The organism is Candidatus Competibacteraceae bacterium, from assembly GCA_016713505.1.
In the GTDB taxonomy this organism is placed as follows: Bacteria; Pseudomonadota; Gammaproteobacteria; order Competibacterales; family Competibacteraceae; genus Competibacter_A.
This window is the reverse complement of sequence record JADJPA010000001.1, coordinates 3,035,001-3,055,299: the sequence shown is the minus strand read 5'-3', so window position 1 is coordinate 3,055,299 and position 20,299 is coordinate 3,035,001. Positions and strand designations below refer to the sequence as shown.

The following is a 20,299-nucleotide window of genomic DNA, read 5'->3' as shown; positions in this document are numbered from 1 at the left end:
TCGAGCAAGCCGCCCACCGTAACGAGAGGAGAACCACCGTATGACCGCGACTGTTCCTTCCGAAGAAAGTCTCGTGCTGCGTCAGACCGAGGCGGGCGTCGCCACGCTGACGCTCAATCGACCCAAGCAATACAACGCCTTATCGCAAGCAATGCTGGCCGCGCTGCAAACCGAGCTGGACCGCGCGGCGACCGACCAGAGCGTGCGCGTGGTGGTGATCGCCGGCAGCGGTCCAGCTTTTTGCGCCGGCCACGACCTCAAGGAGATGCGCTCGCACACCGATCCGGCCTTTCATAGGGCGTTGTTCGATCAGTGCGGTCGAGTGATGCTGACCATCAATCGGTTGCCGCAGCCGGTGATCGCGCGGGTGCACGGCATCGCCACCGCCGCCGGCTGCCAACTGGTGGCGGCCTGCGATCTGGCGGTCGCGTCCGACAACGCCCGATTCGCGACTTCCGGCATCAACGTCGGCCTGTTCTGCGCCACCCCCGGCGTGGCGCTCAGCCGCAACCTGGGTCGCAAGCAAGCCCTGGAGTTGTTGCTGACCGGCGATTTCATCGACGCGCCCACCGCTTTGCGGCAAGGGCTGATCAATCGGATCGCGCCACTCGATCAGTTGGACGCGGCCATCTGGAAGCTGGCCGATTCGATCTGCGCCAAATCGCCGCTGGCCATCGCCATGGGCAAGGAATTGTTCTACAAGCAATTGGAGATGGGCCTGGAAGCCGCCTATGCTTGTGCGAGCGAGACCATGGCGTGCAACATGAACAGCGAGGACGCCCGCGAGGGCATCGACGCCTTCATCGCCAAGCGCAAGCCGGAATGGAAGGGCTGCTGAGCGCCCGCCAACCGCTTCGTCCGCCATAATCAAACCAAACGTCACCACCGGAGAAGACCCGATCATGAGCGCCAACGGCCACAATCCCTACGCCATGCATTTGGACCAGAACGCCGCCAATTTTGTAGCCCTCACCCCGCTGACCTTCATCGAGCGCGCCGCCGCCGTCTATCCCTACAAAATCGCCTGCGTGCATGGTTCGGTCCGACGCAACTGGGCGGACACCTATACCCGCTGCCGGCGACTGGCCTCGGCGCTGCAACGGCGCGGGATCGGGATCGGCGATACGGTGGCGGCGATGCTGCCGAACATCCCCGAAATGTTCGAATTGCACTTTGGCGTACCGATGAACGGCGCGGTGCTCAACACTCTGAACATCCGTCTGGACGCCGAGGCGATCGCCTTCATGCTCGGCCACGGCGAGGCCAAGATCCTGTTCACCGACCGCGAATTTTCCGACACCATCAGCAAAGCGCTGCACTTGATGGAACCCGCCAAGCGCCCGCTGGTGATCGATGTTGACGACCCGCAGTACAGCGGCGGCCAGAAGCTCGGCCAACTCGATTATGAGGCGCTGCTGGCCGAGGGCGATCCCGAATTCGCCTGGCAAAATCCGGCCGATGAATGGCAGGCGATTTCGCTCAATTACACCTCCGGCACCACCGGCAATCCCAAGGGCGTGGTCTACCACCATCGCGGCGCTTATCTGAACGCGGTGTGCAACGCCATGGTCTGGGACATGGGCCTGCATCCGATCTATCTGTGGACCTTGCCGATGTTTCACTGCAACGGCTGGTGCTTCCCCTGGACCATCGCCGCGACCGTCGGCACCAACGTCTGCCTGCGCCAAGTGCGCGCTGACCTAGTGTTCGATCTGATCAAACAGGAGAAGGTCAACCACTTCTGCGGCGCGCCGATCGTGCTGAACACCTTGAAGAACGCCCCGGACGAGATGAAGGCCGGCATCAACCATCGAGTCAAGGTGATGACCGCCGGCGCGGCTCCGCCCGCCGCCGTGATCGAGGGCATGGAGCGGATGAATTTCGAAGTCACCCACGTCTACGGCCTGACCGAAACCTACGGCCCGGCGGTGGTGTGCGCCTGGCACGACGAGTGGAACGAGAAGCCCCTGGAAGAGCGGGCCGTGCTCAAATCCCGCCAGGGCGTGCGCTATCCGATGCTGGAAGGGCTGATGATCGCCCATCCCCAAACCCTGGAACCGATGCCGAAAGACGGCAAGAGCATCGGCGAGATTTTCATGCGCGGCAACAACGTCATGAAGGGCTATCTGAAGAATCCCAGCGCCAGCGAGGAAGCCTTCGAGGGCGGCTGGTTCCACAGCGGTGACCTGGCGGTCTGGCATGAAAACGGTTACATCGACATCAAGGACCGCTCCAAGGACATCATCATTTCCGGGGGCGAAAACATTTCGACCATCGAGGTCGAGGACGTGCTGTACCGGCATCCGGCGGTGTTGGAGGTGGCGGTGGTGGCGCGGCCCGACGAGAAATGGGGTGAAACCCCCTGCGCCTTCGTGACCCTCCAACCGGGTAAGGAAAATACCACCGAGGCGGAAATCATCGAGTTTTGCCGCACTCAACTGGCGCGCTTCAAGGTGCCTAAGACCGTGGTGTTCGGGCCGCTGCCGAAAACCTCGACCGGCAAGATGCAGAAATTCATCCTGCGCGAGCGGGCCAAGGCGCTTTAGGCGATACCACTCAAAAAGAAACCCTTCCTCATCAGAGGAAGGGTTCCGCTAAACCTCGATTACCGCCGCTCGCCGCGTAAGCCACGGGCGGGCGACGGTCGAAAAGATCAGGCTTGCCCGACCGCCCGCTTGACTTCTTCTAGCGAGTTCGGATCGTCCAAGGTGGACAGATCGCCCGGATCGCGGCCTTCGGCCAGCGCCTGAATCGAACGCCGCAGCAGCTTGCCGGAGCGGGTCTTGGGCAGGGCGGTGACGAAATGGACCCGGTGCGGCTTGGCGACCGCGCCCAGAATCTCTTGCACCTTGCCGATGACTTCCTTCTCCAGCTTCTCGGCCGCACCCTCCGCGCCCAATTGGCTCGGATCTTTCAAGCGGGCGAAGCCGACCGGCACTTGCCCCTTGAGCTTGTCGGCCACGCCGATGACCGCCACTTCGGCGATGGCCGGGTGGTTTTGGATGGCTTCCTCGATTTCGCGGGTGCCCAAGCGGTGGCCGGCGACGTTGATCACGTCGTCGGTGCGGCCCATGATGAAGTAGTAGCCGTCCTCATCGCGCACCGCCCAGTCGAAGGAGCTGTACACCATTTCCTTAAAGGCGGTGAAATAGCTCTTGACGAAGCGCTCGTCGTCGCCCCACACCGTGGACAGGTTGCCCGGCGGCAGCGGCGGCACCACCACCAGCACGCCCTTTTCACCCGCGCCCACTTCCTCTCCGGTGCCTTCGCTGATGACTTTGATGTTGTAGCCGAAGTTGGGCAGTCCGGGCGAGCCGAAACGGTTGGGTTTCAAGTCCACGCCGGGCAGATAGGTCAGCATCGGCCAACCGGTTTCGGTCTGCCAGTAGTGATCCAGCACCGGGCGGGCCAAGCCGTCGTTGATCCAGCGCGAGGTCGGCTCGTCCAGCGGCTCGCCGGCCAGGAACAGATAGCGCAAGGTCGATAGATCGTACATCTTCATGTACTTGGGATCTTGCGACTTCAGCACGCGCACGGCGGTCGGCGAGGAGAACATGGAGGTGACCTGGTAATCCTGCACGATCTTCCACCAGATGCCCGGATCGGGGTTGGTGGGCAAGCCTTCGTACATGATCGTGGTCACGCCGACGATCAGCGGGGCGTAAACGATATAGGAGTGGCCGACCACCCAACCGATGTCGGAGGTGGCGAACATCGCCTCGCCGGGATAGCAGCAATACAGATGCTGCATGGTGGCGGCCAGCGCCACGGTGTAACCGCCGGTGTCGCGCTGCACGCCCTTGGGGATGCCGGTGGTACCGGAGGTGTAGAGAATGTAGCTCGGCTCGTTGGATTCCAGCCAGGCCACGGGCACTTCGGCGTCCATGTGCTTGGCGCGCAAGGTAGCGTAGTCCACGTCGCGGCCTTCGACCAGCTTCATGCCCTTGTCCAGACCCCGGTTGCAGATCAGCACCTTTTCTGGCGGGAATTTGGACAGGCGGACGGATTCGTCCACCAGATGCTTGTAGGGCACCGGCTTGCCGCCGCGCATGCCGGCGTCGGAGGTGATCATCAGCTTGGGTTTGGCGTCGTCGATGCGCACCGCGAGGTTGGCGGAGGCGAAACCGCCGAACACCACCGAGTGAATCGCCCCCAGCCGCACGCAGGCCAGCATGGCGATAGTGGCCTCGGCGATCATCGGCATGTAGACGATCACTCGATCGCCTTTTTTCACGCCCAACTCTTGCAGCACGGCCGCGCAGCGGTTTACTTCGCGGTACAGTTCCCGGTAGGTGAAAACCTTGGTCTCGTTGACTTCAGTGGAGATATAAACCAGTGCCGGTTGGTCGGGGCGATCTTTCAAATGCCGGTCGACGGCGTTGTAGCAAAGATTGGTTTCACCGCCGACGAACCACTTGGTAAAGGGGGGCTTGGAATAGTCCAGAATTTTCTGGGGCGGTTTGTGCCAATGAATTCTCTTGGCCTCTTCGCCCCAGAAACCTTCTGGGTCGTCGATGGAGCGGCGATGAAACTCTTCGTGGGTGGTCATGCATGGCCTCCAGTTCGGCGGTTAGAGATTTAAGCGATATTTTGAATATCGTCGTAAAAGTGTAGTTGTCCGATCAGAATTTTTCTGCACGCCGCCCCCGCTACGCGGGCGGGGGCAGTTTCAAACGATTTATTTAGCCTTCAAAAGGTCTTCGATGCTGGCGCGTTCCTCGCGCAGCTCCTGCTCGGTCGCTTTCATCTTCTCGCGGCTGAACTCGTCGATCGGCAAGCCCTGCACGATTTCATAGTTGCCATTTTTGCAAACGCAAGGATACGAATAGATCACGCCCTCGCCGATGCCGTAGGAACCGTCCGATGGCACCGACATGCTGACCCAATCCCCCTCCGGCGTACCGAGCGCCCAATCGCGCATGTGATCGATGGCCGAAGAGGCGGCGGAGGCGGCCGAGGACGCGCCGCGCGCCTTGATGATCGCCGCGCCGCGCTGCTGCACGTCCGGAATGAAGGTATTCCGATACCAGCCTTGATCCACCAACGAAGTAGCGGCCTTGCCCTTGACGGTGCATTGGCCGATATCGGGATACTGGGTCGAGGAATGGTTGCCCCAAATGGTCATTTTCTTGATGTCGTTGACGTGCGAGCCGGCTTTTTCAGCCAACTGGCTCAGCGCGCGGTTGTGATCTAGCCGGGTCATCGCATGGAATTGGCGGCGGTTCAGATCGGGGGCGTTACTGGCGGCGATCAGTGAGTTGGTGTTGGCTGGATTGCCGACCACCAGCACCCGAACATCGCGGGCGGCATGATCGTTCAGCGCCTTGCCTTGCGGCCCGAAAATGGCGCCGTTAGCGGTCAGTAGATCCTTGCGCTCCATGCCGGGACCGCGCGGGCGCGCGCCGACCAACATGGCGAAGTTGGTGTCTTTGAACGCTGTTTTCAGATCGTCGGTGGCGACCACGCCGGCCAGCAGGGGAAAAGCGCAATCGTTCAGTTCCATCACCACGCCTTGCAGGGCTTGCAGTGCCGGAGTGATTTCCAATAATTGCAAGATCACTGGCTGATCGGGACCCAACATGCTGCCTGAGGCGATCCGAAACGCCATGGCGTAGCCAATGTTGCCAGCGGCACCGGTAATGACGACGCGAACAGGTTGTTTCATGCTTGTGCTCCTTCGACGTTTGAGATGACACATTTGTGGGTGATGCGGCTCCGACCGCGCGCTTGCGGCGCGTGCCCGAAGTGTGGGAGAGCGCTGTCGACCGAATCAGGCTCGAAAAACGCAGGCGCGCGCGCGCATTCCATTAATCCGGCGCAAGACACCGGCGAGCGGAAAGCGCAAGGCTTTATCACCGCCAAGGGCAAAACGGACCTGAAAGACAATAAAGGAATGTCGGTAATCGAGTAAGCGTTATGAATCGCCATATTCCGCGATGGGGCGGCGACCGCAAACAGGATGGCAAGCCTTCGGCTCAATCCCTGGGGCGGTCGGAACCGCAGCGATATGATTATATAATGCGCCGCTCGGACTCGGGGCAGCTTGATTGACCCTTCAAATAGTATCGTAGATCAGCGCGATTTGAAACGAATGCCGTGTTCCGCCCTCAAAGGCAACCATCGCAGCAGAGGTACCCATCGTTCATGAGTCTTTCTTTCGCCGACGGCGCCGGTTATGTGCTGACGGGCTTGCGCTGGCTGCCAAGGGCGGGTTTGCGCGGCTTTGTGGCGGTTCCGCTGTTGATCAATACGGTGTTGTTCTCTATTGGAATCTGGTTTGGCGTCAATCAATTGCAGCGGCTCGATCAAGCGTTGCTAAACTGGTTGCCGACGTGGTTGGACTGGCTGCATTGGCTGTTGTGGCCATTATTCATCCTGACCGCCTTGGTGGTGGTCTTCTATAGCTTTACCTTGGTAGCCAACCTCATCGGTTCGCCGTTTAACAGCTTGTTGGCCGATCGCGTCGAAAAAATCCTGGCGGCGCAGAGTGCTACCCCACGGCCTTCGGCCGCTACGACGTGGCGGGATTTTTTGGCTATCCCTTTCACGGAATTACGCCGGCTACTTTATTTCGCGGGCTGGGCGATTCCGCTGCTGATCGTCTCGTTCGTGCCGGCGATCAACGCCGCCGCGCCGGTGCTGTGGGCAGGTTTTATTTCCTGGATGCTGGCGTTGCAATACGCCGACTACCCTCTCGGCAACCGTGGCTTGAAATTCCGAGAACAGCGTCAGTTACTGCGCCGGCATTGGCCGCTGGCCTTGGGTTTTGGGGGCATGACGCTACTTCTGACTTCAATACCGATAGTCAATTTCCTGGCGATGCCAGCGGCGGTGATCGGCGCCACCTTGCTGTGGAATCAGGAGCTGGCGGACCCCCGATGAGATGAACCGAACGCCCGACCGATGGGGCCGCATCCTGCGCGGGCTTTACACCGGCCTGATTTATTTGGTGTTGCCGCTGGCGTTGCTGCGACTGTACTGGCGGGGACGGCGCGACCGCGACCACCGGCGGCGCTGGGGCGAACGGCTGGGCTTCATCCCATCCCTACCACCCTGCGGCTGCCTGTGGGTTCATGCCGTCTCGGTGGGAGAAACCCGCGCCGCCTTGCCCTTGATCCGGGCCTTGCAGGCTCGCTATCCCGAAACGCCGCTGCTGGTGACCACCACGACGCTGACCGGCTCCCGTCAAGTACGAGAGGCGCTGGGCGCTCACGTTTACCATGCTTATGCCCCTTACGATCTGCCGGGGGCGGTGCGGCGCTTTTTACAGCGAAGCCGGCCGCGGTTGGCGGTGATCATGGAGACCGAATTGTGGCCCAACGTGCTTCACCATTGCGCCGTCGGCGACGTGCCGGTGCTTGTCGCCAACGCCCGACTGTCGGAGCGCTCGGCGCGCGGCTATGCGCGGCTCGGTCGATTGATCGTCGCTATGCTGCGCGAGGTCACGCTGATCGCGGCGCAAGCCGAGGCCGACGCGGCGCGTTTTCGCGCGCTGGGCGCGCCGCGCGTGCAGGTGATCGGCAATCTCAAATATGACTTGACGTTGCCCGATGAGTTGGCCGCGCAGGGGCGGGCGCTACGGCAAGAACTGTTGGGCGCAAACCGATGGGTCTGGATCGCCGCCAGCACTCATGCCGGTGAAGACGAGCAGATTTTGACCGCGTTTGCTACGATCCGCCGCCGCCGGCCGGACTTGCTGCTGCTGTTGGTGCCGCGCCACCCGGAACGGTTCGACGGCGTGGCGGCCTTGGGCCGGCAACACGGCTTCAAGGTGGTACGACGCAGCGAACGACAATCTTGTAGCCCGGATACCGCCGTCTTCCTCGGCGACAGCATGGGCGAATTGTTGCTGTTCTACGCCGCCGCCGACATCGCGTTCGTCGGCGGTAGTCTAGTCCCCACGGGCGGCCATAACGTGTTGGAACCGGCCTTGCTAGGCTTGCCGGTACTGTTCGGCCCTCACATGTTCAACTTCACCGAGGCCGGTCAGCGACTGCTGGCGGCGCAGGCCGCTTGGCAGGTCAACGACGCGGCGGCTCTAGCGGCCATCGTGGATCGGTTATTAGCCGACCCTCGCTTGCAGCGAGCCGCCGGCCAGCGCGGGCGGGACACCGTAGAGCGCCATCGCGGCGCATTGGCGGCGTTAATGGGCCACATCGAGCGGTTACTTTCTAATACAGCAACTCCGGCGCGCTCGGCGGCCGGGTCTTGAAACGCTTGTAAGACCATAAATACTGCGTCGGCAAGGACCGAACCGCCGCTTCCACACCCCGATTCAGCGCCGCCACCGACTCCGCAAGCGATCCAGCGGCGGTGACCTCGGGCAGCACCCGCAAATGCAGGATGAACCCTCGACCGCGCGGCAAGCGTTCGGCCCAGGTCAAAAAAATCGGCACTTGGGACTTCAAGGCCAGCCGCGACACCAGCGTCATCGTGTTGGCGGGAATGCCAAAGAACGGCGCGAACACCCCGCCTTCCTCCCCAGGGTCTTGATCGGGCAGAATACCGAGCACCTCACCGACGCGCAGCGAGGCCAGCAAGGCTCGCACGCCGCTGGTGTCGGTCGCCACCAACTTGCCGCCCAGCCGGCCACGCCCCTGGCGGCTGAGTTCGTCGAGTCCCAGCCGGCTGGGTCGATAGAGGATGGTCAGCGGATGACGGCTGGAATAATACAAACCGACCATCTCCCAAGAACCCAGATGCGGCGTAAGTAAAATCGCGCCCCGTTTCTCGCGCACGGCATCAGCCAGCGCTTCTTCGCCGGCCACCGAGCCTCGAACCAGACCTAATGCGCGCTCGCCGCGCCAGAGCCAAAGCGGCCCCAGCTCCAACAGCAGCTTGCCGGTTTCTTGCAAATTCTGTCGCAGCAACGCATCGCGTTCGGCGGGCGAGGCTTCAGGAAAACACAAGCTGAGATTGCGTGCGCTCAGCTTGCGCGGGGCGTTTTGGGGAATTAGCCACAGCAACCAGCCGAGCCACGCGCCGATGCCGTGCGCGAGCGGCAAGGGCAACAGTGCCGACAATCGCAGCAGGTCGGCTAGCAACGACCGCCGCTTCATGGGCTAGTCGAGTTCCCCGGAATAATCCGTGCTCAGCACGTCTTGCGCCCGCGCCAAATCCGCTGACGCGACCTGAAGTTCGATCCCGTCAGCCACGATACCTAGTTGCAGCAGCGAACGGTCCACCAGCACGCACGGAATCTGCTCGGCCAACAGCCGGCCACGGGCGATTTCGGCCCACGACAGGGCGTCGAATACCGTGAGCGTGACCCATGAGGCGGTCATGGCGCGGGCTTGGCTGATTCAGCGTCGAAATCAAAGTCCGGCGTGGGCGGATTGCCGTCGTAAACCAGATTGCGCCGCTGCTGCAAATAGGCGCTGCGCCGGAACGAATAAGGATCGATCTGGGCATCGGCAAAGGCGCGCTCGACCCGCAACAGAGCGGCCCGCTGATTGACGAAATTCAGGCCCCACAAACTCCACTGCACCTCATCGGAATCTGTCCCCCAGGCCAGAGGATCGGTCAGGGCATCAGCGATGAAACCCACCGTATCGCGCACGGTGCTTGGCCCCAAAAACGGCAATACCACGTAATATCCTTCACCAACCCCCCAAACCCCGAGCGTTTGCCCGAAATCTTCGTAATGCTTGGGCAGCTCCACGCGGCTGGCGACATCGAACAAACCGAGCACCCCAAAGGTGGTATTGCATACGATCCGGCCGCTATCCATCACCGCCTGATGGAGCTTCAGTTGCAACACATCATTAGCAAGAACCACCACATCGTTAAGATTGCTGAAAAAATTGCCGATGCTGCTGATGACTGGATCGGGCAGCACCGTTTGATACGCTTGGGCAACCGGTTTGAACACCGCTTTATCCGCCGCTTCATTAAACGCGAACATGGCGCGATTGTAGCTTTCAAGGGGATCGGAAACGTCGCGGGAAGGATCGGCGGTCGTGGCGCAACCCGCCAGTAAAGCGACGGCCAAGACGATCAAGATACGGCGTACATTCGTATTCATGAGTCTGGGAACGTGAAATCCAGGGCGAAATTGCCTAAGCCATCTTACTCCAACCACCGCTGACGCGCATGGCACGCCATCGATCTGAGCCGTTCGCTCGCTTTCAACCCGACCCAAAAGCGCGGGCTGCTCCCGCTGTTACGAAGAATCCGGCGAAATCGCGCGGCCTGCTGCCATGGCGTTTTAAAAAACACCAGCAATTGATTTTTATCCTAAAAATTTAGGGGAAAGCGCCATGCGCGCCCAGCTAACCGGCCCTGCCTCATACGAGCTCGCCGTCCGACTCAAGCATCTACCGCTCCTGAAAGCTTTCGAAGACCGTCATCTCAAGAGTATCCTGAGCGCCAGCCGCCCGCTCGTCTTCGACCCAGATGAAACGCCGAAGCAGCCTAAAGAAAAACCAGCACGGTTGGAACGGTCGATCGAGGAATCGCCACCAGCCTGAGCCGATGTCGGATTCGCATTAGGAGACACCATGCATTATCGAGCCTGTTTGTGGATGATTTTGAGCGTTTTACTTTGGAGCTTTGAGGCAGAAGCGGCCAAACCGGCTTCCGATGAATTTACCGTGCCGCTGCAAGCCTCCGCCGCTGCCCTGCGCCTCAGTCCTAGCGCGCCCGGCCGGCTCCGACCCGTCAAGGATGACCTGACCGGAGAGCCCGCGCTGCGCGCCGGAAACGCTCAGGCCGCTATTGCCGCCGCCATCGGACAACATGCCGCCGGCTGTCGCATGATCCGCTTTGAAAGCGGTTTCGGCTGGGTGGCAACCGGAACCGCGCAATACCCCCCCTCCGAAAACCCGGTCGCCCTTTACCGGTCTCGTCAGGAAGCGCATTTCAAGGCTTTTTTGGATGCGGACGCACGACTGGCCGGCTGCCTGTCTCGATTGGATCAGGAAGTTCGGCGCAAAATCACCGAAACCCTAGAGCAAAATGATGGCATCCGGCTAGCGCTCGTCAACCTGGCGCTGACTGAAATCGAAAAGCGGGAGCAGGCGCTGAGAATCCTGGCGCGCGGTTATGTCAGCTATTCGGTCGAGGAAGACCCCAAGCAGCGCACGGTCTACGTGAATCTGGTCACCACCCCCAAGACCGCGAGCCGCATGACGCGCCCCGCGCCGGGCGCTGTCGAAGCGATCACGTTGCAAGAGGGCCTGCGGCAGATCCAGGCCGAAATCGGCGCCGGACTCATTCCGGCGACCGGCAACCGCTTGATCGTGGTCAATGCGACCGGCGAACTGGCGCTGGTCGGCTATGCCGTCAATCTGATCGGAACGCATCCAGAACCTGGATCTCAGGAAAAACTGCGCGTCGATGCCGAGAAAATCGCCACCAGCCGCGCTGTCGAAGCGCTCATGGCGGTGGCGTCGGGCGACGATTCGGCATGGCAAAGGGGTCTGGACGAAATTACCCGAAGCGAGGTTCAAATGCTTTATGCCGGCTATGCCGAGGGCGAACCCAGCATTGTTCGTTTCATGCAAATTCGCGATTTTGCCTTAGCTTCCCTCAAGAACGATTCCGGTTTGGAAGCCTTGCGGGAAGGCGGCTTGCCAAAGACGGCAACCTTCAAACGATTCGCGACTGAAAACACCATCGCCGTTGCGGTCACTTATACGCCTCCCGTCAAAAAACGGATTGTCAAGCCGGCCCCGCCGCCGCCCTCGCGCGCGCCAGCCGGAACGGTCAAGCCAGCGGCCCCGCCCGCTGGAACGTTACCGCCGGCTCCCGCCACACCAGCCGCTAACCCGCCCGCTCCAACGTCTCCAGCACCAACCGCGCCCCCGAGCAGCGCACCCACACCGCTCGCGCCCGCGCCTCCAACCTCGAATACCGCGCCCGCACCAGCCGCTCTACCAGCGCCAGCCGCTCCAGCAGCAGCACCGGCGCCAGCGCCAGCCGCTCCAACAGCACCGGCAGCACCGGCAGCACCGGCAGCACCGGCAGCCAACGAGGTTGTCCCGGCCACACCCAAAGCCGAACCGACCCCGGTATCGCCTGTGCCGCAAACTGAACCCCCCACCAGCAACAAGGGCGCTGTTGACGGAGTAAAACCGGTCGAAACACGCTAAATTTTCGGGCGCGGGCTAAGCTTGGCAGCGCGGACAGAAATAGGTCGCCCGCTGACCGATCCGGCCTTGCTGGATCGGTTCGCCGCACACGAGACACGCCAACGCCCGGCGGCCGTAGACCTTCAGGCATTGCTGGAAATAGCCCGGTTCGCCCCGGCCCCCGACGAAATCCCGCAAAGTGGTGCCCCCTTGGCGGATGGCTTCGGCCAACACCTCGCGGATCGCGGTCGCCAGTCGTTGGTAGTCGGCCAACGTGACGCGGCCAGCCGGCTGTAAGGGATGGAGGCCCGCAGCGAACAACGACTCGTTCGCGTAGATATTGCCAACTCCCACGACCACTCGGTTATCCATGATGAAGACCTTGACCGCTGTAGTCCGGCCTCGTGCTTGTCGGTGCAGATAAGTCCCGGTAAACGCTTCGTCGAACGGTTCGGGGCCGAGCGTTTGGAGGAGTGGATACTGGTCTGGAGGCTTTCGGGTCCATAACACGGCGCCAAAGCGCCGGGCGTCGTTGAACCGCAGGCAGTACCCGCTCGCCAGCACCCAATCCACATGATCGTGCTTCAATAACGGCGTATCGGCGGGCAGCACTCGCAGTCGGCCTGACATGCCCAAGTGCAGGATCGCGGTGCCGGCGTCGGTACCCAGTAATAAATACTTCGCGCGCCGGTCGATCCGTCTTATCGTCTGTCCCGCCAGTTCGATTGGCAATTCGTCCGGCACCGGCCAACGCAAGCGAGCTTGTCGGACCACGACCTGGATGACTCGCTGGCCGAGCAGATAGGGCGCGATCCCACTGCGAATGGTTTCGACTTCCGGTAGTTCAGGCATCACTTACCGTCCTTTGCTTTCATCAGCAAGGTCTCGATGGACGGTGCCAAGAAGCTTTCCGCCGCGCTGGTGAGCAGTCGATACAGCTTATCGGGGCAAAGATGGACCGTGGCGCCGATTTGCAGGTACCGCTGACCGTCAGTGGGGGCGGTGGCGCCGAAGCGTATCTCTCGGTCATCCAGCCGTAACCGCAGTTTGGGAGGTTCGAGCTGTAAGACTTTCGGGTCCAAGGCGGCGGCGGCGTACTGTAAGTCACAGCGCGTTGCCGCAAGCTGCTGGATCGGTTCGAGCAGCGTTGGATTGGCCGGGCCGGTCGCCGGCGCGATCATCCACCACAGTCCCTCACGCCGTTCGAAAGCCAGTGACGGCTGTCCGGACCGCTCGACGGTAATGCGCCCGATCCGTGCTGGCGTCAAATCCAGTAAGGGCGGCATTCCCGCTGACCGATCCCGATCGGCTTCGAACCACACCAGCGTGGCCAGCGCCCCGGCCACGAGGCACAACCCCACATTGAACCATTGCCGTCGCGCCAAGGCGTTCATGTTCACCGCCGTCGCCGCCGGTGCCAGATCAGCCAACCGCTGACCAACAAACCACCCGGCATGACGACCAAGAAAAAAGCGGCAAGCAGCGAAAGCGCGCCGTCCGAAAGATTCAGGCTCTGATCGGGAGCCGTCTTGGGACGGATGATGACCGGAGCCTCTTGCAGCGTCAGCCAATTGATGAGGTTGAGTCCCAGTTCCAAGTTAGCCCCATTACCCAGGTAGGTATTCGATAAGAAATCGCCATCCCCAATGATGGCGATGCGCTGCTGGAGGGACGCCTCGGGCGCTGAGCCTGAAGCCGTGCTGGCAGGGCTGGGTCGAAACAGCGTCACGCCCACGGTCAGCGGTCCTTCCTGCTCGCCGGCGTTGGCCTCGTGTTGGCTAGAACCCTCCACCGGACCGGTTTCGGTCCAGGAACCGGATTGACTTTCCAGCAGCACCGCCGCGCGCCAGCCGGCGGCCGGCCGAACCTCCAAGGCGACCGCTTGCGGCAATAACGCAGGCGCCCTCAAAGATTCGGTAACAGGGTGCGGACCATAATCCACGATGGGAATGAAAGCAGGATTCTTGATGCCGAGCCGCGCGGTATCGGGATCCACCACCACACCGGGCAGCGCGGAAATTCCAAGCATCTGCGCCAGCGCCTGGAGCCCGGAAGGATCGTTGGGTTCCAACAACCACAACAGATGGCCACCGCGTTCGAGGTAATCGAGGATCGCCCGAACCTCAGCGGCCGCAAGCGGCCGTTGCGGCCCGGCGATGACCAACGCCGTGGTGGCCGGCGGGATGGAAGGCTCTTTCGATAAATCGAGCGATCTCATTCGAACGCCGATTTTTTCCAGCTCCCGGCCGAAGGTCCCTAGATCGTAATTGGCTGCTCCCAGTGGCTTGCGCTCGCCGTGGCCTTCCAGGAACAGGACGGTGCGCCCTTGCTGGCGGGCCAGGCGCTGCAAAGCCAACGTGAGGCTTTGCTCGTTAAGCTGCCGGACCTTCTCAGCCCGACCCTGATATTCGACGTACAACTCACCATCCAAGGTCACACCGAGCTCACGCACCCGATCCGGCAACAGATCGGGATTGACGAATGTCAGCGTCAGATCCGGCTTGGCGCGCCGATAGCGCTCGATCAAGCGACTGATGCCATCGCGCAGAACCGAATTGTCGCGGGCAAAGGCGGTGATTCGCGCCGGTTCGCTCAAGCCGGCCAGCAACGTCCGACTCGCTGCGGATAAGGTATTACGCCCGCCGGCGGTCCAATCGACCTGGATCGCATAGCGGGTGCTCAACCAGGCTAGCAGCCCGATTACCAAACCAAACAACAGCAAAAACAACAGGCTTTGCAGCCGCAATCTCCAGCGCACCGAGGAATTCAGCCACATGCCTCAATCCCGTAATCGTCCATCATTCAGCCGCTGGATTGCCAAACCGAGGCAGGCCGCGCTGAACAAGAGGTAATAAATCAGATCGGCGCTATCGAACAATCCCAATAACAACGCATCGTAATGGCGCAGTAACGACAGATAGCCGAACAAACCTTGGGCTGTTTCCCGACTGCTGCTGGCCGCATCAACGACGCACAGGAACAGCAATAGCCCTAAAGTGGAAATCGCCGCTATCACCGGTTGGGCGGTCAGCGTGGACAGATAAAGTCCGGCGGCAGTAAAGCTCGCGGCCAGTAACGCCAGCCCCAACGCCCCAGCGAACAGTTTGCCGAAATCGAGTGGCGTACCGACGGCCAAAGTCAGGGGCATCAAGCTGACCAAGCCGGTCACGCCGAGCAGGAAGGTCAGCACCCCCAGATACTTGCCCAGGACAATCGCCGCCGCGCCCACCGGGGCCGACAGCAACAGATCGAGCGTGCGCGTTTTGCGCTCTTCACTGAACAGACGCATGGTCAGCAGCGGCGCGAGCAGCAACAAACCCCAGGCCGCGACCCGAAACAAGGGAGCGGCGACCAAGTCCGTCACGCCGGGCGGATTTTCCAAACCGCCCAAACGGCCTTGTAAGTTCCGAAACTCATCGACCAAAATCAGAAAAATCCACGCCAGCCCCCCTTGTACCACCGCCAGCAAGGTCCAGGCTAACGGTGAAAGCAACAAACTTCGTAATTCGCGACCGGCTATCGTAAAAATCATGCGGAGGCTTGCCCTCCTAGCGTTAACCGAACGAAAATCTGTTCCAGATCGGCATATTCAGGCGTCAACTCCCACAACTCCCAATGCCCCGCGCGGGCTTGATCGAGCACAGCTTGCTGTAGCGCCAAACCGGACCCATGATGCAACCGAAAACGGCCGCTGCCTAAGGTCTCGACGCGCGCCACACCCGGTAGCTCAGCCAGACGCGATGCGGCAGGCGGCGCATTCAAGCCGATCCGCAAGCAAACCGATTCGCGGTGCTGGTCCCATTCAGCCAGCGCGCTGGCGTACACCAACCGCCCGTCCTTCATGATCTGCACGTGACTGCACACCGCCTGTACTTCCGCCAACAGGTGAGTGGATAAAATCACGCCGTGGTTCCCTTGCAATTCACCGATCAGCGTTCGGATCTCTTGAAGTTGCAGCGGGTCCAGGCCAATGGTCGGTTCGTCCAGCAAGATGACCGGTGGCTCGTGCAAGATCGCTTGCGCGATGCCGACCCGCTGTCGATAACCCTTGGACAAGTTGCCGTTCAAGCGCTGGCCGACGCCAGTCAACCCACACCGGTCCTTTGCTCGGGCGACGGCCGCCCGACTCGCCGCGCGATCGAGCCCGTGCAGGCGGGCGCTGTAGCGCAACTGCTCGTCCACGGTCAATTCTTGATAAAGGGGCGGCTGTTCGGGCAGGTAACCGATGGCTTTCTTGGCCTGTCGAGGCTGGTCGAATAAATCGTTGCCGGCAACGATGATGCGTCCGGCATCCGGAGCGAGCACGCCGGCCAACATGCGTAGCGTGGTCGATTTGCCAGCACCGTTGGGGCCGAGAAATCCCAGGATTTGGCCTCTAGAAAGGGTGAGGCTGAGTTCATCGACCACTCGATGATCGCCGTACCGCCGGGTCAACCCTTCAACACTCAGCAGTGGGTCGCCAGTCATGAAATTATCGATTCGTTTCGGTAATCGGCTGTCATATTCCGCCTTCAGCAAACATCATGCATGATAGCTCCGATCACGGCCGAAATTATCCTGAACACTGTTTTTATGGCCCGGAGGCCGGACAGGTCAAAATAGTTCAGGTACGAGCAAAAATAGTGTTGCCCGAAAAATAATTATGCTGGATTCTAAAATAGTGGAGATCGAAGAAGGCCAGTGGATTCGCTGTTCATAGCGAGCGAACAGTTAAGCAAAGAGATCAGCAAAAGCTAGATCTATTAAAAGGATACCCAGTTGAATCTCATCGCGTATGGTTTATTGGCTCCCTCTTTCGGGGAGCTGGTGTTGGTGACGCTGTTAATGACCCACCTCACCATCATTGCAGTCACGATTTTCCTGCACCGAGCTCAAGCCCACCGCGCCCTTGAGCTTCACTCGGCCCTCAGTCATTTATTTCGCTTTTGGTTGTGGCTGACGACGGGCATGATCACCAAGCAGTGGGTCGCCATTCACCGAAAGCACCATGCCAAGTGCGAAACTTTAGAAGACCCCCACAGCCCGCAGGTACTCGGCATTCGTAAAGTGCTATGGCAGGGGGCCGAGCTATACCGTCTGGAAGCGCTCAAACCCGAAACGATGGAACGCTATGGTCATGGCACCCCTGACGACTGGCTGGAACGAAAGCTCTATACCCGCCATGATCGCTTGGGCTTCGTGCTACTGTTGTTCTTGGACTTGGCGCTTTTTGGTATCGCCGGACTGACGGTCTGGGCGATACAGCTGATGTGGATTCCGTTTTGGGCCGCGGGCGTGATCAATGGCCTGGGTCACTATTGGGGTTATCGCAATTATGAAACACGTGACGCCTCCGCCAATTTATCGCCGCTGGGGTTCGTGGTCGGAGGCGAAGAATTGCATAACAACCATCACGCCTTCCCCAGCTCCGCCAAACTGTCCAACAAATGGTGGGAAGTCGATATCGGCTGGCTCTATATTCGCTTGTTGGCTTTTTTGCGTTTGGCGTATATCAAGAAAGTCGCGCCGGTACCGCAACAACTGCCAGGAAAACAAAGCATCGATTTGGATACCTTGCGCGCGGTGGTGTTAAACCGGTTATATGTCATGGCCGACTTCGGGCGGGAGGTGGTGGCACCGGTACTGCGGGAGGAGTTGCATAAAGCCGATGGTTCGCATCGGCAATTGCTAAAGCGGCTCCGAACCCTGCTGATCCGTGAAGAAGATCGCCTGGACGCTGGCGAGCGCGACCGTTTGCGCAACGCCCTCGCGCTAAGCCAAGCCCTACAAACCGTCTACGAGTTCCGTATCAGCTTGCAAACCGTCTGGAGCCGAACAACCGTCAGCCCCGAAAAATTGCTAGCCACCCTACAGGAATGGTGCGCTCGCGCAGAAGCGAGCGGCATTCAATCTTTACAAGAGTTTGCGCAGGCTTTACGGGGTTATTCGACCCGTCCGGTATAACGGGACAGCCGATCATCTTCACTAAAAAACCCGCCGGGCGGCGGGTTTTTTAGATGGCTCAAGCAACGGCCAAACCAGTCGGTCACTTAATTTTGGCTTCCTTGTAAGGGACATGCTTGCGGACCACCGGGTCAAATTTTTTCATTTCGAGCTTTTCCGGTGTAGTGCGCTTGTTCTTGGTGGTCGTATAAAAATGCCCCGTTCCGGCGGTGGAAACCATCTTGATTTTATCACGCATGATTAGCCTCCTAAATCTTGGTGCCTTGGGTCCGCAGATCGACTAAAACGGCGTCTATGCCGCGTTTATCGATGATGCGCATACCGTGCGAAGACACCCGCAGCTTGATAAAACGCTGTTCGCTCTCGACCCAGAACCGATGGACATGCAAATTCGGAAGAAACCGACGGCGGGTCTTATTGTTAGCATGTGAAACATTATTTCCAGTGATCGGACGCTTGCCCGTCACCTGACAGACTCTGGACATCGGATTCTCTCCAACCGTGAAGCAAATTCGCAAATTTATACGCTTGCAATGATTTTTTCGATTATCAGCAAACAGATAACCCCCCTTGTCATCAAGGGGGGTTTATGTAGGAGCTTGGCGATGACCGACTTTAGCGTGAGTGGATCTCACACGATCATAGGCGCGGTGCGGTTTCACGGTCGAGTTCGGGATGGGGTCGGGTGGTTCCCGCACGCTGAGGTCGCCAAGCGAAAAGGGGTGGTCGGTGCGACGCCGCCGGACTCGCAGGGAGGGGCCGGCTTGAAGGGGGGGTCGGGGTCGGGGTCGAAGTTGAGATCGAGATCGAGATCGAGATCGAGATCGAGCCGGCGCCGGAGGGGGGCCTCGGCGCGCAGCGGTTGGGTGTTGGCGGATCAAGCCGCACGGTCGATTAGTACGGGTCGGCTGCACGCCTCACGGCGCGTCCACCGCCCGCCTATCCACGTGGTGGTCTCCCACGGACCTTCAGGAGTCTCAAGGACTCGGGAGCGCTCATCTTGGGGGGGCTTCCCGCTTAGATGCTTTCAGCGGTTATCCCGTCCGGACGTGGCTACCCGGCCGTGCCACTGGCGTGACAACCGGTGCACCAGAGGTCCGTCCATTCCGGTCCTCTCGTACTAGGAACAGCTCCCCGCAACGCTCCAACGCCCACGGCAGATAGGGACCGAACTGTCTCACGACGTTCTAAACCCAGCTCGCGTACCACTTTAAATGGCGAACAGCCATACCCTTGGGACCGACTGCAGCCCCAGGATGTGATGAGCCGACATCGAGGTGCCAAACACCGCCGTCGATATGGACTCTTGGGCGGTATCAGCCTGTTATCCCCGGAGTACCTTTTATCCGTTGAGCGATGGCCCTTCCATCAGGAACCACCGGATCACTAAGACCTGCTTTCGCACCTGCTCGACCTGTCCGTCTCGCAGTCAAGCACCCTTTGGCCTTTGCACGCACCGCGCGATTTCCGACCGCGCTGAGGGTACCTTCGCGCTCCTCCGTTACGCTTTGGGAGGAGACCGCCCCAGTCAAACTACCCACCATGCACGGTCCCTGAACCCGTTTCGGGTCCGAGGTTAGAACCTCGAGTGTTCCAGGGTGGTATTTCAAGGTTGGCTCCACCGGAACTGGCGTCCCGGCTTCCAAGCCTCCCACCTATCCTACACAAGAAGACTCAAAGTCCAGTGCAAAGCTGTAGTAAAGGTTCACGGGGTCTTTCCGTCTTGCCGCGGTACGCTGCATCTTCACAGCGAGTTCAATTTCACGGAGTCTCGGGTGGAGACAGTGTGGCTATCGTTACGCCATTCGTGCAGGTCGGAACTTACCCGACAAGGAATTTCGCTACCTTAGGACCGTTATAGTTACGGCCGCCGTTTACCGGGGCTTCGATCAAGAGCTTCGCCTTGCGGCTGACCCCATCAATTAACCTTCCGGCACCGGGCAGGCGTCACACCCTATACGTCCACTTTCGTGTTGGCAGAGTGCTGTGTTTTTAGTAAACAGTCGCAGCCACCTGGTCACTGCGGCCCGCCTCCGCTCCGCCCGCAAGGGGCTTCACGTACCGCGGGCGCACCTTCTCCCGAAGTTACGGTGCTAGTTTGCCGAGTTCCTTCACCCGAGTTCTCTCCAGCGCCTGAGGATGCTCTCCTCGCCCACCTGTGTCGGTTTCGGGTACGGGTGGCGGAAACCTGAAGCTTAGAGGCTTTTCTTGGAAGCCGGGCGTGGGCCACTTCGCCCCGAAGGGCTCGTTGTCGCGTCTCGGCATTGGGCGGCCGGATTTGCCGG

The 20,299-nt window shown here is 60.4% G+C and carries 19 protein-coding genes and 2 rRNA genes (1 of these 21 running past the window's edge); 7 read left to right on the top strand and 14 right to left on the bottom strand.

Going from position 1 to position 20,299, the window contains the following annotated elements; all coding sequences use genetic code 11:
* The first annotated feature begins 40 nt into the window (after nt 1-40).
* Both IPK09_13895 and IPK09_13890 read left to right on the top strand, forming a co-directional pair.
* Nucleotides 41-838 carry an enoyl-CoA hydratase gene (locus IPK09_13895; protein MBK7984695.1) on the top strand — a complete coding sequence of 266 codons (798 nt, stop codon included), beginning with the start codon at nt 41-43 and terminating at the stop codon, nt 836-838.
* 64 nt (nt 839-902) lie between these two features.
* Entirely contained in the window at nt 903-2,546 is a 1,644-nt protein-coding gene (locus IPK09_13890; protein ID MBK7984694.1) for an acyl-CoA synthetase, read from the top strand.
* Nucleotides 2,547-2,653: 107 nt separating this feature from the next.
* On the opposite strand, the gene IPK09_13885 is transcribed toward IPK09_13890, so the two are convergent.
* Complete coding sequence (locus IPK09_13885; GenBank protein MBK7984693.1) at nt 2,654-4,549, bottom strand: propionate--CoA ligase; 1,896 nt, start codon at nt 4,547-4,549, stop codon at nt 2,654-2,656.
* A 129-nt stretch (nt 4,550-4,678) separates the two neighbouring features.
* Nucleotides 4,679-5,665, bottom strand: coding sequence for a malate dehydrogenase (locus IPK09_13880; protein ID MBK7984692.1), 987 nt, complete (start codon nt 5,663-5,665; stop codon nt 4,679-4,681).
* A gap of 479 nt (nt 5,666-6,144) precedes the next feature.
* Here IPK09_13880 and cysZ point away from each other — a divergent pair, with 479 nt between their 5' ends.
* Complete coding sequence (gene cysZ / locus IPK09_13875) at nt 6,145-6,882, top strand: sulfate transporter CysZ (protein MBK7984691.1); 738 nt, start codon at nt 6,145-6,147, stop codon at nt 6,880-6,882.
* 31 nt (nt 6,883-6,913) lie between these two features.
* Nucleotides 6,914-8,212: a lipid IV(A) 3-deoxy-D-manno-octulosonic acid transferase gene (gene waaA, locus IPK09_13870; GenBank protein MBK7984690.1), complete on the top strand. Its 1,299-nt coding sequence runs from the start codon at nt 6,914-6,916 to the stop codon at nt 8,210-8,212.
* Here waaA and IPK09_13865 read toward each other — a convergent pair.
* The 3 genes from IPK09_13865 to IPK09_13855 are packed head-to-tail and all read right to left on the bottom strand — an operon-like array spanning nt 8,172 to nt 10,024.
* Nucleotides 8,172-9,059 carry a lysophospholipid acyltransferase family protein gene (locus tag IPK09_13865; protein MBK7984689.1) on the bottom strand — a complete coding sequence of 296 codons (888 nt, stop codon included), beginning with the start codon at nt 9,057-9,059 and terminating at the stop codon, nt 8,172-8,174. The two genes, waaA and IPK09_13865, sit on opposite strands and share 41 nt — an antisense overlap.
* Before the next feature lie 3 nt (nt 9,060-9,062).
* On the bottom strand, nt 9,063-9,284 hold the full coding sequence (locus IPK09_13860; protein ID MBK7984688.1) for a hypothetical protein: 222 nt from the start codon (nt 9,282-9,284) through the stop codon (nt 9,063-9,065).
* Complete coding sequence (locus tag IPK09_13855) at nt 9,281-10,024, bottom strand: VacJ family lipoprotein (protein ID MBK7984687.1); 744 nt, start codon at nt 10,022-10,024, stop codon at nt 9,281-9,283. The genes IPK09_13860 and IPK09_13855 overlap by 4 nt, the downstream gene beginning before the upstream one ends.
* Before the next feature lie 235 nt (nt 10,025-10,259).
* On the opposite strand from IPK09_13855, the gene IPK09_13850 reads away from it, so the two are divergent.
* Both IPK09_13850 and IPK09_13845 read left to right on the top strand, forming a co-directional pair.
* Nucleotides 10,260-10,469, top strand: coding sequence for a hypothetical protein (locus IPK09_13850; protein ID MBK7984686.1), 210 nt, complete (start codon nt 10,260-10,262; stop codon nt 10,467-10,469).
* 30 nt (nt 10,470-10,499) lie between these two features.
* Nucleotides 10,500-12,092 carry a hypothetical protein gene (locus IPK09_13845; protein ID MBK7984685.1) on the top strand — a complete coding sequence of 531 codons (1,593 nt, stop codon included), beginning with the start codon at nt 10,500-10,502 and terminating at the stop codon, nt 12,090-12,092.
* Nucleotides 12,093-12,107: 15 nt separating this feature from the next.
* Here the strand turns inward: IPK09_13845 and mutM are convergent, their stop codons facing one another.
* Genes mutM through IPK09_13820 form a run of 5 tightly spaced genes read right to left on the bottom strand, consistent with a single transcriptional unit; the run spans nt 12,108 to nt 16,538 of the window.
* On the bottom strand, nt 12,108-12,923 hold the full coding sequence (mutM, locus tag IPK09_13840; protein ID MBK7984684.1) for a bifunctional DNA-formamidopyrimidine glycosylase/DNA-(apurinic or apyrimidinic site) lyase: 816 nt from the start codon (nt 12,921-12,923) through the stop codon (nt 12,108-12,110).
* Nucleotides 12,923-13,465, bottom strand: a complete 543-nt coding sequence (locus IPK09_13835; protein MBK7984683.1) for a hypothetical protein — start codon at nt 13,463-13,465, stop codon at nt 12,923-12,925. Before IPK09_13835 ends, mutM begins: the two co-directional genes overlap by 1 nt.
* Before the next feature lie 2 nt (nt 13,466-13,467).
* Nucleotides 13,468-14,847 (bottom strand): GldG family protein, encoded by a 1,380-nt coding sequence (locus tag IPK09_13830; GenBank protein MBK7984682.1) that lies wholly within the window; start codon nt 14,845-14,847, stop codon nt 13,468-13,470.
* A 3-nt stretch (nt 14,848-14,850) separates the two neighbouring features.
* Nucleotides 14,851-15,603 carry an ABC transporter permease subunit gene (locus IPK09_13825; protein ID MBK7984681.1) on the bottom strand — a complete coding sequence of 251 codons (753 nt, stop codon included), beginning with the start codon at nt 15,601-15,603 and terminating at the stop codon, nt 14,851-14,853.
* Nucleotides 15,600-16,538 (bottom strand): ATP-binding cassette domain-containing protein, encoded by a 939-nt coding sequence (locus tag IPK09_13820; GenBank protein ID MBK7984680.1) that lies wholly within the window; start codon nt 16,536-16,538, stop codon nt 15,600-15,602. Before IPK09_13820 ends, IPK09_13825 begins: the two co-directional genes overlap by 4 nt.
* A 291-nt stretch (nt 16,539-16,829) precedes the next feature.
* On the opposite strand from IPK09_13820, the gene IPK09_13815 reads away from it, so the two are divergent.
* A complete protein-coding gene (locus tag IPK09_13815) occupies nt 16,830-18,014 on the top strand; it encodes a fatty acid desaturase (GenBank protein MBK7984679.1) in 1,185 nt (394 codons plus the stop codon).
* Nucleotides 18,015-18,096: 82 nt separating this feature from the next.
* Here IPK09_13815 and rpmG read toward each other — a convergent pair whose 3' ends face one another.
* From rpmG to IPK09_13795, 4 genes are all read right to left on the bottom strand, one after another.
* A complete protein-coding gene (gene rpmG, locus IPK09_13810) occupies nt 18,097-18,252 on the bottom strand; it encodes a 50S ribosomal protein L33 (protein ID MBK7984678.1) in 156 nt (51 codons plus the stop codon).
* A gap of 10 nt (nt 18,253-18,262) precedes the next feature.
* The gene (gene rpmB / locus IPK09_13805) at nt 18,263-18,499 is read right to left on the bottom strand and encodes a 50S ribosomal protein L28 (GenBank protein ID MBK7984677.1); all 237 of its coding nucleotides are present in this window, start codon (nt 18,497-18,499) and stop codon (nt 18,263-18,265) included.
* A 112-nt stretch (nt 18,500-18,611) separates the two neighbouring features.
* Nucleotides 18,612-18,727 (bottom strand): 5S ribosomal RNA (gene rrf, locus IPK09_13800).
* 160 nt (nt 18,728-18,887) lie between these two features.
* A 23S ribosomal RNA gene (locus IPK09_13795) occupies nt 18,888-20,299 on the bottom strand (it continues 1,474 nt past the right edge of the window).